This window comes from Pseudomonas kitaguniensis, from assembly GCF_009296165.1.
Classification (GTDB): Bacteria; Pseudomonadota; Gammaproteobacteria; order Pseudomonadales; family Pseudomonadaceae; genus Aquipseudomonas; species Aquipseudomonas kitaguniensis.
In genome coordinates this window covers 47,882-63,563 of sequence record NZ_VUAZ01000019.1, presented here as the reverse complement: position 1 = coordinate 63,563, position 15,682 = coordinate 47,882, and the positions used below count along the sequence as shown (strand labels likewise).

Here is a 15,682-nt window from a genome sequence, read left to right as displayed (position 1 = left end):
ATATGGAAATTAATCTCTGGACCCAGAGCCTGTTCACCGCGATGACTGCGCTGTGGACGAAGGTGGCGAATTTCATTCCCAACCTGTTTGGCGCACTGGTGCTGGTGTTGTTGGGTTTTGTGGTGGCCAAGCTGCTCGACACCTTGCTCTCCAAATTACTCGCAAAACTGGGCCTTGACCGATTGATGGGAGGCACCGGCCTGACTAAGCTGTTAGGCCGCGCCGGGCTGCAAGTGCCGATCTCTACCCTGGTCGGGAAGATCGTCTATTGGTTTGTTTTGCTTATTTTTCTGGTTTCTGCAGCTCAATCGCTTGGACTTGAGCGAGTTTCAGCTACGCTCGACATGCTTGCGCTGTATTTGCCGAAAGTTTTTGGCGGCGCGCTGGTGCTGTTGGTAGGCGTTTTGCTGGCGCAACTGGCGAATGGGCTGGTGCGCGGGGCTGCCGAAGGTGTGGGGCTCGACTATGCTGCGGGCCTGGGGCGAATTGCTCAGGGGCTGGTGATCATCATCAGTATTTCCGTCGCGATCAGCCAGTTGGAGGTCAAAACCGACCTGCTCAACCACGTGATCGTGATTGTTTTGATTACCGTTGGTCTGGCTGTTGCGCTGGCCATGGGTTTGGGGAGCCGGCAAATTGCCGGTCAGATCCTTGCGGGGATCTACGTGCGTGAGCTGTATCAGGTTGGGCAACAGATACGTGTGGGCGAGGTCGAAGGGCAAATTGAGGAGATCGGCACAGTCAAGACGACGGTGCTGACCGATGACGGGGACCTGGTGTCGCTGTCCAATCGGATTCTCCTGGAACAGCAGGTCAGTAGCCGCTAACCCGGCATCCTGCTAATGTACGCCGCCGCAAACCCGGCTGACCGGGTGTAGCGCACATTGACCTGACTGTCGGCACGATTTGTTTTGAATAAAGCCCAAACGCTGTCCACGCGCTATGACCCCCGTGAGCTCTCTGATGAGGAGCTGGTCGCGCGTGCACACACGGAGCTTTTTCACGTAACCCGTGCGTACGAAGAATTAATGCGCAGGTATCAACGCACTCTGTTCAACGTTTGTTCAAGATATTTGGGGAACGATAGAGATGCGGACGATGTCTGTCAGGAAGTGATGCTTAAGGTGTTGTATGGCTTGAAGAATTTCGAGGGTAAATCGAAGTTCAAGACCTGGCTGTACAGCATCACGTACAACGAATGCATCACACAGTATCGGAAGGAACGGCGAAAGCGTCGCTTGATGGACGCTTTGAGTCTGGACCCCCTTGAGGAAGCGTCTGAAGAAAAGGCGCCGGTACCCGAGGAAAAGGCCGGACTCGATCGCTGGCTGGTGCATGTGAATCCAATTGACCGGGAAATTCTGGTGCTGCGATTCGTCGCAGAGCTCGAGTTTCAGGAGATTGCTGACATCATGCATATGGGCTTGAGTGCTACAAAAATGCGTTACAAACGTGCTCTTGATAAATTACGTGAGAAATTTGCGGGCGAGACTGAAACTTAGTGCGTGGCAAATATCTCTTACGTGTAGGCAAGTTCTGTTAGACTTGTCGCCGAGTTGTCCCCCGGTTTGTGGGACTGCTTTACAATCACCAGATGGGGATTTAACGGATGAAACTGAAAAACACCTTGGGCTTGGCCATTGGTACTCTTATTGCCGCTACTTCTTTCGGCGCACTGGCACAAGGCCAAGGCGCAGTTGAAGGCGAGCTGTTCTACAAAAAGCAGTTCAACGATAGCGTTAAGCACATCGAAGACGGCTTCAACCCAGGCGCTCGTATTGGTTACTTCTTGACCGACGACCTGGAGCTGAACCTGTCGTACGACAAGACTAACCACACCCGTTCGAACGACGGTACTGGCAACCAGAAGATCAAAGGCGACACTGGCAGCCTGACTGCTCAGTACCACTTCGGTCAGGCTGGCGTTGACAGCCTGCGTCCGTACGTTGAAGGCGGTTTCGGCCACCAGAGCCGTACCAACGTTCAAGCTGACGGCCACAGCGGTCGCGACCAGTCCACCCTGGCTATCGCTGGCGCTGGTGTGAAGTACTACTTCACCAACAACCTGTACGCTCGTGCCGGTGTTGAAGCTGACTACGCTCTGGACAACGGCAAGTGGGATTACTCCGCACTGGTCGGCCTGGGTGTGAACTTCGGCGGTAACGCTGGCGCAGTAGCTCCAGCTCCTACCCCAGCACCAGCTCCAGAGCCAACTCCAGAGCCAGAAGCTCCAGTTGCTCAGGTTGTTCGTGTTGAGCTGGACGTGAAGTTCGACTTCGACAAGTCGGTTGTTAAGCCTAACAGCTACGGCGACGTGAAAAACCTCGCTGACTTTATGAAACAGTACCCACAAACTACCACCGTTGTTGAAGGTCACACTGACTCCGTCGGTCCTGACGCTTACAACCAGAAGCTGTCCCAGCGTCGTGCTGACGCGGTCAAGCAAGTTCTGGTCAAAGACGGCATCGCTCCTAACCGTGTAAGCTCGGTTGGTTACGGCAAATCCCGCCCAGTTGCTGATAACGCAACTGAAGCTGGCCGCGCTGTTAACCGTCGCGTAGAAGCCTCGGTTGAAGCACAAGCTGCTCAGTAATTATTGAGTGGTAGAAAAAAGCCCGGCTTAGGCCGGGCTTTTTTTCGCCTGTAATTTGCCTCAGGCGCTGGCTGATGCTGCAACGCACGCTGCCTGCGCAGTGGCGGCAACACTGCCGATCACCAAAATGGCCGGGCTCTTCAGAGCGAACGCCAGTGCATCCCTATGCATGTGTGACAGGTCGCTGCGGCATTCACGCTGTTGCGGCAGCGATGCATTTTCGATCATGGCCACCGGCATGTCCGCAGCCATTCCGCCGTCGAGCAGCTGTTGACGGACCTCTTCAAGCTTCGCCACGCCCATATACACGACTAACGTGGTTCCGCCCTCGGCCAGTGCGCGCCAGTTCAAGCTGCTGTCATCCTGAGTATGCGCCGTGACCAGCGTTACGCCGCGGCTTACACCGCGCAACGTCAGCGGAATATCAAAATTCGTTGCGCCCGCCAAACCCGCTGTGATCCCGTTGACCAGTTCAACGTCAACCCCGCGTTCGCGCAGCCACATCGCCTCTTCGCCGCCGCGACCAAAAATACACGGGTCACCGCCCTTCAGGCGTACCACGCACTTGCCTTGGCGTGCGTAACGCAGCATCAGGCGGTGGATAAAATCCTGCGGGGTCGAACGGCAACCGCCGCGCTTACCCACGGTAATCACCCGCGCGTTAACGCAGTGTTCAAGTACCGCCGCATTCACCAAATCATCGATCAGCACCACGTCGGCCTCGCGCAGCGCGCGCACTGCCTTGAGGGTCAATAACTCCGGGTCACCAGGCCCTGCGCCCACCAGCCAGACTTTTGCGTTCATGTCGTTCTCCTCGCAGCCTTCTCGCTGACGGTTATGCGAACCCTGGCGCTGTTGTCTGCGCAATGGCTCGAAAAATCACGTGCAAACAAAAAGGCGTCCCCGCTGGTTACCTAGCGAGGACGCCTTTGTCCTGGTCCCGTTATCTCGGGAAACGGGCCCATTCGACGTTGAACGGGCGGGTTTATGTATGTTGTAGGGTTAACCAATGCAGCGGCTGTGCCAAGTCAGCCGGTAGCGGTTTTATTCGGCTAGGCGTCGAAACAACCTGAGAATTTGCCTTCTAGTGGTGCAACAACCCATACAGCAGCACCAGATTGATCAACAGCGAAACGGTGGCCAGGGTTTGCCAGACCTTGAGCGGTTCACGTTCCAGCAACGGCCGTGGCCGCACGCTTAATTCGCGACGGTCTGCCTGCTCCAACACCAGCAACCACTCTTCAGCGGTTTCATAACGGTGTCCCGGTTGCGCCGCTACCGCGCGTTCCAGGCTGAGTGGCAACCAATCCGGCAGGTCGGGGCGATAGCGACTGGCGCTGACGGGTTGGGCGAAACGCGGTCGTTGGAAGGCTTCGATTTCGCCGTAGGGGTAATGCCCGGTCAGCAGGTAATACAGGCTCACGCCAACACTGTACAAATCCTGTTGCGGCGTAGGGCGCTCACCACTGAACGCCTCGGGTGCAATAAAGCTCGGAGTGCCAGGCAGCAAGTGCGCGCGGTCTTCGGAGAGCCCCGGGCAGTAGGCGAGGCCGAAATCCAGCACACGCAGTTCGCCATCGTCGCCCAGCAGCAGGTTTTCCGGTTTTATATCGCGGTGCAAGATCTGGCGTCGGTGCAGCAAACCCACGGCTCGTAGCAAACGCTCGGCGATTGACTGCCATTGCGCCAAGGGCAGCGGGCCTTGGCGCTGGAACAGCGCGGCAAGGGTAGGCCCCGGGTACTCGCGCATCACATAGTACAAATGCTGACGCCCGCTGGCCGCATGCACTTCAGGGAACGCGCGCCCGGCAACCCTGCGCAAAAACCATTCTTCCGCCAGCAAGGCTTGGCCCGCATCGTTGTCGTCGTCGCGGTTGAGCGGCAAGGTTTTTAGCAGCCAGGGTTGCTGTTGGGCATCGCGCACCCGGTACAGCAGCGACTGCCGACTCTGCGCCAGCACGCTTTCAACCTGCCAGCCTTCAAAGCGTTGCCCGGCTTTCAGTGGCGGTGGCAATGGCCATTGCTGTAACTGCACCAGCGCATCGCCAAGCGTGGCGGCGCCGAGCTTGTCGATGCGCACCAGTAAGGCGCTGGCGTTATCCTGGCTGCCGGCCAAATGCGCAGCGTTAACCAGGGTTTTTACTGCCAGCTCGAGGTCAGTTTGCTCGCGCAAAATCGCGCTGATGCTGTGATCGCCCAACGTGGCCCACACGCCATCGCTGAGCAGCAGGAAACACTCACCTTCGCGCAGTTCACCGTCGAGAAAATCCAGCACCAGGTGTTGGTCCAGGCCGAGGGCGCGCTTGAGCACGTGCTGCATGCCCGGTTGTTCCCACACATGGTCTTCGCTGATGCGCTGCAACTCGCCGTTCAGCCAGCGATACACGCGGCAATCACCGACATGCGCCAGGGTAAAACGCTGGCCACGAAATACCAGTGCACTGAGCGTGGTCAGCAACGGCTGACCACCGCCGTTGGCCTGCAGCCAGCGATTTTGTGCGAGCAATAAACGTTCGAGTGCCTGCGCCACACCCCAGGTTTGCGGCGTGGCGTAGTAGTCCAGGGCCAGCGCCTGCAAGGTCGAACGCGCGGCCAGGCCACCGTCGGCGCATTGGCTGACGCCATCGGCGATGGCGCACAGGTAGCCTTTACTCGCGGCCAGTTCCGCCACGGGGGTGACCACCCGCAGTGCATCCTGGTTTTCCGCGCGAGGGCCGATAGCGCTGGCTTGGGCGACGCTCAGTTGCAAGCTCATCAGACGCGTGCGGCAGTCACTGCGGCCGAACCCCACGTGGTTCTCCAACGGCGTTTAACACCGTGCAGGCCGAACCAGGCCAATACACCAAGGCTGGCGAACAACCACAGGGCCATCTGATAACTGCCGGTGCTCTGCTTGATTGCGCCCATGCCTGCCGCCAGGGCGAAGCCGCCGATACCACCGGCCATACCGATCAGGCCGGTCATTACGCCGATCTCGCGGCGAAAGCGTTGCGGCACCAGTTGGAACACTGCGCCATTGCCTGCGCCGAGGCCGAGCATGGTGCAGACGAAAAGGGCCAGTGCAGCGTAAGAACTTGGCAGGTTGAAGCCCACCGCTGCGATGCACACGGCTGCTACGCCGTACATGCCGAGCAGGGTCCGAATACCGCCGAAACGGTCAGCCAGCGCGCCGCCCAGTGGGCGCATCAGGCTGCCGCCAAACACACAAGCGGCGGTGTAGTAACCGGCGGTCACCGGGCTCAAGCCGTATTGGTCGTTGAAATAACCGGGCAGGGCGCTCGCCAGGCCGATAAAGCCGCCAAAGGTCACGCTGTAGAAGAACATGAACCACCAGCTGTCGCGGTCGCCCAAGGCTTTAAAATAGTCGGCCATGGATTTGGCTTTCGGGCGCTCAGGCGCATTGCGTGCCAGCCACGCGAAGACAATCAGGGTGAGAATCAACGGAATCAGCGCGAAGCCAAACACATTGCTCCAGCCATACGCCGCGGCCAATAAAGGCGCGAGCAATGCGGCAAACACGGTGCCGGAGTTGCCGGCGCCGGCGATGCCCATGGCCTTGCCTTGGTGCTCGGCCGGGTACCACTGGGAGGCCAAGGGCAGCGCGACCGCAAAAGACGCACCGGCCATGCCGAGGAATACGCCCAGCAGCAGGGCTTGCTCGTAGCTGTGCACCCCGAGTTTCCAGGCCCCGAACAAGGCTGCGATCACAATCACCTGGCCGATCAGCCCGGCGGTCTTGGGCGACAGTTTGTCGGCCAGCATGCCCATTAGAAAGCGCAGCACCGCGCCCGCCAGAATCGGCGTCGCTACCATCAGGCCACGTTGCTGGGTGGTCAGGTGCAAGTCGGCCGCGATCTGTATCGCCAGTGGGCCTAACAAGTACCAGACCATGAAGCTCAGGTCGAAATACAGGAACGCGGCAAACAGGGTCGGGGTGTGCCCGGATTTCCAGAAGCTTGATTTCATCACGCACCTCAACGGTTGGGAGTCTTGTAAGAAGGCCTGTGATGGAACAGCCGGTTGAGGCCGCCCCACCGGCCCCATGAACTGGGGCCAAAACGAAAAAACGCCGCCACCGGGTTTGCTCGGCAAACCGGGTGGGCGACGTCTTTGTCGTAGAGGGGGCAACCGCCGTTGGTTACCTGTAATGAATGCTTAGCAAGTCCTGCGCCAACGCGGCCGGTTGTTCAGCCGAGCAACTCGCTCATTGCGATGATCTGCTCCGCCACCTGGATCAGCTTCTGTTGGCGGCTCATTGCCTGGCGGCGCATCAGGGTGTAGGCCTCTTCCTCATTGCAGTGCTTCATTTTCATCAGCATGCCTTTGGCCAGCTCGATGCGTTTACGTTCGGCCAACTGCTGGTCGCGTGCGTGCAGCTGCGCGCGCAACGACTGGTCGCTTTCAAAGCGGGCCATGGCCACATCAAGGATCGGTTGCAGGCGCTGGGCCTGGATGCCTTCGACGATATACGCGCTGACGCCGGACTTGATCGCCTGGCGCATTACGCTGGGGTCGTGTTCGTCGGTAAACATCACGATTGGCCGTGGTTGGTCGCGGCTCACCAGCACCACTTGCTCCATCACATCGCGGCCTGGTGACTCGGTATCGATCAGAATCACGTCCGGGCGCACTGTTTCGACGCGCGCGGGCAGGTCGATGGTCAGGCCGGACTCATCGATCACCTCAAACCCGGCCTCTGTCAGCGCAGCCTTGAGGCGGCCGACCTTGCGCGGGGTGTCGTTGATCAACAGTATTCGCAACATATCGGTCGTCCTGTCAGCGCAGCGCTTGGCGGCTGGAATCGTCCACCATCGCATGCAAGCGGAAGCTGCGGGCGTAGGCGGCGGGGTCAGAGCCGTTCCAGATTTTGCCGTCGATCAATTGGCTGCTGCGCAGGTCCTGGCTGTTTGCTGGCACGCCAACGGCGTTGGCGGCCTGGCGGTACAGGTCCAATTGCTGCACCTTACGGGCGATGCCCACGTAGTCCGGGTCTTCGCGCAGCAAACCCCAGCGCCGGAACTGAGTCATGAACCACATGCCGTCTGACAGGTAGGGCAGGTTCACCTCGCCATCACCGAAAAAGCGCAATGCATGCGGGTCCTGCCATTGGTTGCCCAGACCGTCATCATAGGCACCCAGCAAGCGCGGCTCGATGCAATCGAGCGGTGCGTCGAGGTATTCGCGGGCGCTCAACAACTGCGCGGTAGAACGGCGGTTTTCCTGGCTTTGTTCGATAAAACGGCTGGCTTCAAGTACCGCCATCACCAGCACGCGTGCGGTATTGGGGTATTGGTCGACAAAGGCCTGAGTGCAGCCGAGGACTTTTTCCGGATGGTCCGGCCAGATCGCCTGTGTGGTTGCCAGGGTAAACCCCTGGTTGTGTTTTACCGCACTGGCGCACCACGGTTCGCCGGCACAGAAGCCATCGATGCGCCCCGCTTGCAGGTGCGCGACCATCTGCGGCGGCGGCACCACCACGCTGTTCACATCCAGCAATGGATGAATGCCTTGGCTTGCCAGCCAGTAATACAGCCACATGGCGTGCGTGCCAGTGGGGAATGTTTGAGCGAAAGTCAGTTTTGTACGGCTTTGGTGCACGTGGCGATCGAGTGCCTCAGGAGTGACCACCCCCTGCTGCTGCAGGCTGTTTGACAGGTTGATGCTCTGGCCGTTTTGGTTGAGCCCCATCAGCACGGCCATGTCGGTAGGCGCAACGCCGCCAATGCCCAAATGCACCGCATAAACCAGCCCATACAGGCTTTGCGCCGCGTCCAGTTCACCGCTGACCAGCTTGTCGCGCAGGTTGGCCCACGATGATTGGCGCTTGAGGTTCAAGGTCAGACCGAACGGTTGGGCGAAGCCTTGGGTCGCGGCCACCACCAGTGAGGCGCAGTCGGTCAGCGCCATGAAGCCCAGGTCGAGGCTGCTCTTTTCCGGAGCGTCACTGCCATTTACCCAAGCCAGCGGATTGTTCACCGGGCTGTTGTCGACCGAATCGTTCATCAACACCTACCTTATCTGTCAAAAAAAAGCGTCGTTTCCCGGGATGGCGCTACAGGCCATTGCAGGATAACGACGCCTTTGTCGGTAGGCACGCTCCGACGTTGGTGCGCGCTTATGCGGAGTTCGTAGCAAGGCACATGCCACGCGCAGACAGGCGCAGTCTTCCGTCAGCTTTCCATCAAGATTCAAACGCGTCTGCCTTTCAGTATGGCCGCCTCTTTACGCCAGACTGCCAGGAACCCCATGGTGTCTATCGATTCCCCGGCCATGATGCGCCACCACTGGCTGCATCACAGGTTGCATTTCTGGTTGCATTTCTGGTTGATGTGCCTCGCATTGTTGTCAGCAAATGTTCATGCCCAAGGGGACAGCTACCTGGCGCGGGATGAAAGCTTGCACACCTTTTTTACTGCGCTGTCGGTGCCGTTGGGCTTGCCCGTGGTGGTCAGCCGCGAAGTCGCGCGTAAACGCATTTCGGGGGCCTTCGATCTGGCGGCGCCGCAGCTCACGCTTGAGGCGGTTGCGCAGCAGCAAGGGCTGATCTGGTACAGCAACGGGCAAGTGTTTTATCTCTATGACGCAGGCGAAGCGAAAAGCTCTGCGGTGGCACTGCGGCATATTTCGGTCGACAGGCTGCGAGGGTTCATGCGCCGATCGGGGCTGGATGAATCACGCTTCCCCTTGCGCGAGAGCGGTGCGCGCACGTTCTATGTGTCGGGGCCACCTGATTATGTGGACCAGGTACTGCACCTGGCCCAACTGATGGACAAGCAACCGCGCGAGGTGCGCGTGGGTGCGCAGACCTTCGGTGTGGTGCAGGTGTTCAATACCCATGTGGCCGACCGTCAGTACGCCATGGGTGACGAAAAGGTCACTGTGTCGGGCATGGCCTCGATGATCGACGCCGTGCTGGCCATCGAGCAGAAGAATGGCGCGCAGCGCCCCGTGAGTTTACTGGCCGACAAGAGCCTGTTGGTGATGGCCTACCCTGACTCCAACAGCTTGTTGGTCAAGGGCAAACCTGCCCAGGTGGCAGCGATTGAAGCGCTGGTAGAGGCGCTCGACACACCCAAGCGGCCGGTTGAAGTGTCGTTGTGGCAGTTAGACGTAGACCGCGACGAACTCCAGAAAATCGACGCGGCCTGGGCTCAGGGCAGCAACGATTCGCCGTCGCCGACGCGCGTGCTGGAACCTCTCGACGACAAGCGCTTGATGCTGCAGCTCGGTGCGCTGGAGCGTCGCCGTAAAGCCAGGGTGACCGCGTTCCCCGCGGTGCTCACAGAGGAAAACGTTCCGGCGGTTTTCCAGGACAACCATACGTTTTACCTGCAAGGCTCCGGGGACGATGACCGAGACTGGCAGCCCGTGCGGTATGGCACTGATGCCAGTGTGCTTGCGCGTTTTGTTGAATCGAATCAAATCGAAATGCTCCTGACCCTGAAGGATGACCGTCAGCTCGACAGCAAACTCAGGCCCGGTGCGGCAGGCGGGGTGGGGCGAGTCGGTATCAGCACGGTGGTGCGCGTGCCTCAGGGCAAGCGTCTATGGCTGGGCGGTTTTCGACGTGACGACGAAGCGAGCGCGCGCGGCCGACGTGCGCAGGTACGGCTATTTGTGATCCAGGCGCGTGCGGTAGGGCTCGACACCAAGATGTTGGCCGGCGCCGTCGGCCCGCCACCGCTGACTCAGAGCCAACATGAGCGCGTGGAGCGCGCGTTTGTGCGTGAAAACCGTGAGGACGCTGAATGAAATAGCCCGATTAAGCGCACATCTTGACGCTTGCCTGAGCGCTTGCTGCGCATGACTGCGAAAAGTCCTACGCAGTGCATGCCAAATGCCTCGATCAAATGGGTTTTTTCCTAACGTTGTTGGCGACTCAGGTTTTTATAGTCGTGATGTTGCCGTATCGGCCGTTTTTGGAAACAAGGAATTCAATGTCAGTAGTCGGATGCAGAGGTGTGTATGACCCTCGTGAATGAAGCGCTTGCGGCCTCACGGGTGTTTGCGGGCTGGACCTTGCAGAGCGATGGCCGCTTGACCGGCGAAAGCGTCGATATTCAATTGCCGCCCAAAGAGTGGCATGTGCTGCGGCTGCTGCTGGGCGCCGAGGGGGCATTGATCACCAAGGATCGTTTGCTTGAGTTGGTCTGGCCGCGTGGCGAGGTCGCAGAAGAGTCGCTCACCCGCTGCATCTATGCGTTGCGCAAGTACCTCAAGCAAGACAAAGGGTTTATCAAGACCATCTATGGCCAGGGTTATCGCTTTACCTGTGCCGTACACACAGAGGGTCACGAACCGCGCAATCCCGAACGCGCGGTCGTGCGGCACGTTTGTTCGGCCTGTGGCCAGGTGACCCATGATTAAGCTTCTGAGCCAAGGCTTGCTGCTGTGCGTAATGATGGGCAGCCATCAGGCTTGGGCCAGTTGCTGGGATGAGGTAGCCAGCCGCTACGACATCGAGCCGGAGTTGCTGCAGGCCATCGCCGCCGTGGAATCGGGTTACCGCACAGAAGCGATGAACCACAGCAACACCGATGGCTCGCGGGATATTGGCCTGATGCAGATCAACAGCATGCATCTGCCGCGTCTGCTTAAGCTGGGGATTACCGAAGACCGACTGTTGAGTGAGCCGTGTTTGTCAGTCGAAGTGGCGGCCTCGATCCTTGCCGAGTTCATTCAGCGTTTCGGCTACAACTGGACCGCCGTGGGCTCCTACAACGCAGGCGGGTCGCCTGAGCGTGAGACGTTGCGCATGCGTTATGCCGAAAAAATATGGGCTCGGTATGAGGCGTTGGTTGCGCAGCGCCACTGACGATTGGGCGGCGCACCTCGCACCTGGCGCGCCACCCCGGCTATAATCGGCGCCACCTTTTGCCGCCATCCGAGTCTCGCCCGCCCATGTATACCTTGGCCCGCCAGTTGTTGTTCAAACTCTCCCCGGAAACCTCGCACGATCTGTCCCTGGACCTGATCGGTGCCGGTGGCCGCCTGGGGCTTAATGGCCTGGTATGCAAGGCGCCGGTAAAACTGCCGGTGTCGGTGATGGGGCTCGATTTTCCGAACCCGGTCGGGTTGGCGGCTGGCCTGGACAAGAACGGCACGGCCATCGACGGTTTTGCGCAACTGGGCTTCGGGTTTGTCGAAGTGGGCACCGTGACGCCCCGGCCACAACCGGGTAACCCCAAGCCACGCATTTTTCGCTTGCCGGAAGCCGAGGCAATCATTAACCGCATGGGCTTCAACAACCTGGGCGTTGACCATTTGCTGTCGCGTGTTCAAGCGGCGAAGTACACAGGCATCCTCGGTATCAATATCGGCAAGAATTTCGACACCCCGGTAGAGCGCGCGGTGGATGATTACCTGATCTGCCTGGACAAGGTTTACGCGCACGCCAGCTACGTCACGGTTAACGTCAGCTCGCCGAATACCCCGGGCCTGCGCAGCCTGCAGTTCGGCGATTCGCTTAAGCAGTTGCTCGAAGCCTTGCGTCAGCGTCAACAAGCGTTGGCGGCTCGCCATGGCAAACACGTGCCGCTGGCCATCAAGATTGCGCCGGACATGAGCGATGAAGAAACCGTGCTGGTTGCCCAGGCCCTGGTGGATTCGGGCATGGACGCGGTGATCGCGACCAACACCACCCTCAGCCGTGTCGGCGTTGAAGGGCTGGCGCAGGCCGATCAAGCGGGCGGGCTGTCGGGCGCACCGGTACGCGACAAAAGCACCCACATCGTCAAGGTACTCGCCGCTGAACTGGCGGGGCGTTTGCCGATCATCGCGGTCGGCGGCATCACCGAGGGCAAGCACGCGGCCGAGAAAATCGCTGCTGGCGCAAGCCTGGTGCAGCTCTACTCGGGCTTCATCTACAAAGGCCCGGCGCTGATTCGCCAGGCGGTGGATGCGATTGCGGCGTTGCCCAAGGCCTGAGGCGTGCGCGTTACCCATTAAAAAGGGCTCCATAAAGGAGCCCCTGGGCCGAAGCCCGCCGCCCGGATGGGGCGTGCGTGGTTAAGTCGTCACGTGGTATTCAAGCTGGTATGTCGGATTAAATGCCCTGTGTTAGCCGACGGCGTGAAGTTCGTTGAGTCTGTGGATTCCCGCAGTGCCGGTCATACCGTCCCAATTGTCGCCGCGTCCTTCTCGCCAGCCGTTGATCCAGGCTTGGCGTACCGACGGTAGAGTAAATGGGCAAAGCTCACGGGATTTGCCATGAACGCCATACTGGTATCCGCGTAAAAATGCTCTTTCCAACGGATCACGCTTAAGTCTTCTCATAGGGTGTTTCCCTCACTTGTTGACTGTCTTGATATCCTTCGGCCTCGTGCGAGGCCAGGCAGAGTTTTCTGCCGTTGGTGGGCTCGCTGCCGGCGTGGCGAGCCTATGTGTCAGTGCCGTTACGGCGCTGACCTGTGTTGAGTTCTAACCAATAGGTCACATGGATTCAATGATCGTTTTGTCATAAGCACGTAACGATAACGATGCTATAGCCATAAGCTGGGATGGCTTTTCGCCCCAATTATCAGGTAAACCCAGCTATGATGTGCCCTGCAAACAGGATGGGTTTCACCTGTTAGTGAGAATGTCCGCCCGTTGCAGTCGGTTATTATTCGACGAAGGGTCGGAATATTTCTTTTTGTTGCATCAATTATTGATCTGCCCCTGCATTCAAGGCCTGAAGGCCCGGCAGCCGGGGTGGAAAGGCACATTCGTGCCACGCGAGCACTCTTCAAGAAAAGTGCTTGATTGAAAACCGAGCCGGCGATGCGTCGCCCGTTCATTTATTGCTGAAAAGCCTGGATTGCCCATGTCGGACCGTTTTGAACTCTTCCTCACCTGCCCCAAGGGCCTCGAAGGCCTGCTGATCGAGGAAGCCATCGGGCTTGGCCTTGAGGAAGCCCGCGAGCACACCTCGGCCGTGCGCGGCATGGCCGACATGGAAACCGCCTACCGCCTGTGCCTCTGGTCGCGCCTGGCGAACCGCGTGTTGCTGGTGCTCAAGCGCTTTCCGATGAAAGACGCCGAAGACCTTTACCACGGCGTGCTGGACATCGAATGGGCAGACCACATGGTTGCCGACGGTTCGCTGGCGGTGGAGTTCAGTGGCCACGGCTCGGGCATCGACAACACCCACTTCGGCGCGCTGAAGGTCAAGGATGCAATCGTCGACAAGCTGCGCACGCCCACCGGCGAACGCCCGTCCATCGACAAGATCAACCCGGACCTGCGCATCCATTTGCGCCTGGACCGCGGCGAAGCAATCCTCTCCCTCGACCTCTCTGGCCACAGCCTGCACCAGCGCGGCTACCGCTTGCAGCAGGGCGCCGCGCCGTTGAAAGAAAACCTCGCGGCGGCGATTCTGATTCGTGCCGGCTGGCCACGTATTGCTGCCGAAGGCGGCGCGCTGACCGACCCGATGTGCGGCGTGGGCACCTTCCTGGTGGAAGGCGCGATGATTGCCGCCGACATGGCGCCCAACCTCAACCGTGAACTGTGGGGTTTCACCACCTGGCTCGGCCACGTCCCGGCACTGTGGAAGAAGCTGCACACCGAGGCGTCTGAACGTGCCGCTATCGGCATGAACAAAGCGCCGTTGTGGGTGCGTGGCTATGAAGCCGACCCGCGTTTGATTCAACCGGCACGCAACAACATCGAACGCGCCGGCTTAAGCCACTGGATCAAGGTGTACCAGGGCGAAGTCGGCACCTTCGAGCCGCGCCCTGACCAGAACCAGAAGGGCCTGGTGATCTGCAACCCACCCTACGGCGAGCGTTTGGGTGACGAAGCCAGCCTGTTGTATCTCTACCAGAACCTCGGTGAGCGCCTGCGCCAGGCCTGCATGGGCTGGGACGCGGCGGTGTTCACCGGCGCGCCGGACCTCGGCAAGCGCATGGGCATTCGCAGCCACAAACAGTATTCGTTCTGGAACGGCGCCTTGCCGTGCAAATTGCTGCTGATCAAGGTCAACCCGGACCAGTTCGTGACCGGCGAGCGCCGCACGCCGGAGCAACGTCAGGCCGAGCGTGAGCAAGCGGCTTACGACCAGGCCCCGACCGAGCCGCAAGAGCGCCAGTACAACAAGAACGGCAACCCGATCAAACCCGCTCCGGCGCCTGCGCCCGTGGTTGAACAGGCGCGCCTGAGCGAAGGCGGGCAGATGTTCGCCAACCGCTTGCAGAAGAACCTGAAGCTGCTCGGCAAATGGGCCAAGCGCGAAGGCGTGGACTGCTACCGTGTGTACGATGCCGACATGCCGGAATACTCGATGGCCATCGACCTCTACCACGATTGGGTGCATGTGCAGGAATACGCCGCGCCTAAATCCATCGACCCGGAAAAAGCCTCCGCGCGTATGTTCGATGCTTTGGCGGCGATTCCGCAGGCGCTGAACGTCGACAAGAGCCGCGTGGTGGTCAAGCGTCGTGAGCGTCAAAGCGGCACCAAGCAATACGAGCGCCAGAGCGCGCAGGGCAAGTTCACTGAGGTCAGCGAAGGTGGCGTGAAGCTGCTGGTCAACCTCACCGACTACCTGGACACCGGCCTGTTTCTGGATCACCGCCCGATGCGCATGCGCATCCAGAAAGAAGCCGCCGGCAAGCGGTTCCTCAACCTGTATTGCTACACCGCCACCGCCAGCGTGCACGCCGCCAAGGGCGGCGCGCGCAGCACCACCAGCGTCGACTTGTCGAAGACTTACCTGGACTGGGCGCGTCGCAACTTCTCGCTCAACGGTTTCTCTGACAAAAACCGTCTGGAGCAGGGTGATGTGATGGCATGGCTGGAAGCCAGCCGCGATGAGTTCGACCTGATCTTCATCGACCCGCCGACGTTCTCCAACTCCAAGCGCATGGAAGGCATCTTCGATGTGCAGCGCGACCATGTGCAATTGCTCGACCTGGCCATGGCCCGGTTGGCACCGGGCGGCGTGCTGTACTTCTCGAACAACTTCCGCAAGTTCGTGCTTGAGGACAACCTCAGCGAACGTTACGCGGTTGAGGAAATCAGCGACAAGACCCTGGACCCGGATTTTGCGCGTAACGCGAAGATCCATCGGGCCTGGAAAATCACCGCTCGCTGATCGCCGTAGCCAAA

At 59.6% G+C, this 15,682-nt stretch carries 14 protein-coding genes; 8 read left to right on the top strand and 6 right to left on the bottom strand.

The genetic code is table 11. The features are described from left to right. Window positions 1–2: 2 nt before the first annotated feature. From F0169_RS03970 to F0169_RS03960, 3 genes are all read left to right on the top strand, one after another. The gene (locus tag F0169_RS03970; RefSeq protein WP_058412267.1) at window positions 3–827 is read left to right on the top strand and encodes a mechanosensitive ion channel family protein; all 825 of its coding nucleotides are present in this window, start codon (window positions 3–5) and stop codon (window positions 825–827) included. An 84-nt stretch (window positions 828–911) separates the two neighbouring features. Continuing rightward, the gene (gene sigX / locus F0169_RS03965) at window positions 912–1,502 is read left to right on the top strand and encodes an RNA polymerase sigma factor SigX (RefSeq protein WP_058412266.1); all 591 of its coding nucleotides are present in this window, start codon (window positions 912–914) and stop codon (window positions 1,500–1,502) included. A gap of 107 nt (window positions 1,503–1,609) precedes the next feature. After that, window positions 1,610–2,593: an OmpA family protein gene (locus F0169_RS03960; RefSeq protein ID WP_058412265.1), complete on the top strand. Its 984-nt coding sequence runs from the start codon at window positions 1,610–1,612 to the stop codon at window positions 2,591–2,593. Between the two features lie 60 nt (window positions 2,594–2,653). On the opposite strand, the gene cobA is transcribed toward F0169_RS03960, so the two are convergent. From cobA to F0169_RS03935, 5 genes are all read right to left on the bottom strand, one after another. Continuing rightward, window positions 2,654–3,397, bottom strand: a complete 744-nt coding sequence (gene cobA / locus F0169_RS03955; protein WP_058412264.1) for a uroporphyrinogen-III C-methyltransferase — start codon at window positions 3,395–3,397, stop codon at window positions 2,654–2,656. 280 nt (window positions 3,398–3,677) lie between these two features. After that, window positions 3,678–5,348, bottom strand: a complete 1,671-nt coding sequence (locus F0169_RS03950) for a bifunctional protein-serine/threonine kinase/phosphatase (protein ID WP_152745664.1) — start codon at window positions 5,346–5,348, stop codon at window positions 3,678–3,680. Beyond that, a complete protein-coding gene (locus tag F0169_RS03945) occupies window positions 5,348–6,559 on the bottom strand; it encodes a nitrate/nitrite transporter (RefSeq protein ID WP_058412262.1) in 1,212 nt (403 codons plus the stop codon). Before F0169_RS03945 ends, F0169_RS03950 begins: the two co-directional genes overlap by 1 nt. A gap of 221 nt (window positions 6,560–6,780) precedes the next feature. Further along, window positions 6,781–7,356, bottom strand: coding sequence for an ANTAR domain-containing response regulator (locus F0169_RS03940; protein WP_058412261.1), 576 nt, complete (start codon window positions 7,354–7,356; stop codon window positions 6,781–6,783). 13 nt (window positions 7,357–7,369) lie between these two features. Further along, window positions 7,370–8,596 carry a CmpA/NrtA family ABC transporter substrate-binding protein gene (locus tag F0169_RS03935; protein WP_058412260.1) on the bottom strand — a complete coding sequence of 409 codons (1,227 nt, stop codon included), beginning with the start codon at window positions 8,594–8,596 and terminating at the stop codon, window positions 7,370–7,372. A gap of 246 nt (window positions 8,597–8,842) precedes the next feature. Here F0169_RS03935 and sctC point away from each other — a divergent pair, with 246 nt between their 5' ends. The 4 genes from sctC (at window position 8,843) to F0169_RS03915 (ending at window position 12,520) form a co-directional block, all read left to right on the top strand. Continuing rightward, on the top strand, window positions 8,843–10,345 hold the full coding sequence (sctC, locus tag F0169_RS03930; RefSeq protein WP_425274274.1) for a type III secretion system outer membrane ring subunit SctC: 1,503 nt from the start codon (window positions 8,843–8,845) through the stop codon (window positions 10,343–10,345). A gap of 213 nt (window positions 10,346–10,558) precedes the next feature. After that, window positions 10,559–10,960 carry a winged helix-turn-helix domain-containing protein gene (locus tag F0169_RS03925; RefSeq protein ID WP_058412259.1) on the top strand — a complete coding sequence of 134 codons (402 nt, stop codon included), beginning with the start codon at window positions 10,559–10,561 and terminating at the stop codon, window positions 10,958–10,960. Further along, window positions 10,953–11,408, top strand: a complete 456-nt coding sequence (locus F0169_RS03920; protein WP_058412258.1) for a transglycosylase SLT domain-containing protein — start codon at window positions 10,953–10,955, stop codon at window positions 11,406–11,408. The genes F0169_RS03925 and F0169_RS03920 overlap by 8 nt, the downstream gene beginning before the upstream one ends. Window positions 11,409–11,494: 86 nt before the next feature. After that, window positions 11,495–12,520, top strand: a complete 1,026-nt coding sequence (locus F0169_RS03915; protein WP_152745660.1) for a quinone-dependent dihydroorotate dehydrogenase — start codon at window positions 11,495–11,497, stop codon at window positions 12,518–12,520. Between the two features lie 132 nt (window positions 12,521–12,652). On the opposite strand, the gene rmf is transcribed toward F0169_RS03915, so the two are convergent. Further along, window positions 12,653–12,868 (bottom strand): ribosome modulation factor, encoded by a 216-nt coding sequence (gene rmf, locus F0169_RS03910; protein WP_002553055.1) that lies wholly within the window; start codon window positions 12,866–12,868, stop codon window positions 12,653–12,655. 529 nt (window positions 12,869–13,397) lie between these two features. Between rmf and rlmKL the strand changes: the two genes are divergently transcribed. Continuing rightward, window positions 13,398–15,668, top strand: a complete 2,271-nt coding sequence (gene rlmKL / locus F0169_RS03900; protein ID WP_152745658.1) for a bifunctional 23S rRNA (guanine(2069)-N(7))-methyltransferase RlmK/23S rRNA (guanine(2445)-N(2))-methyltransferase RlmL — start codon at window positions 13,398–13,400, stop codon at window positions 15,666–15,668. Window positions 15,669–15,682 lie beyond the last annotated feature (14 nt).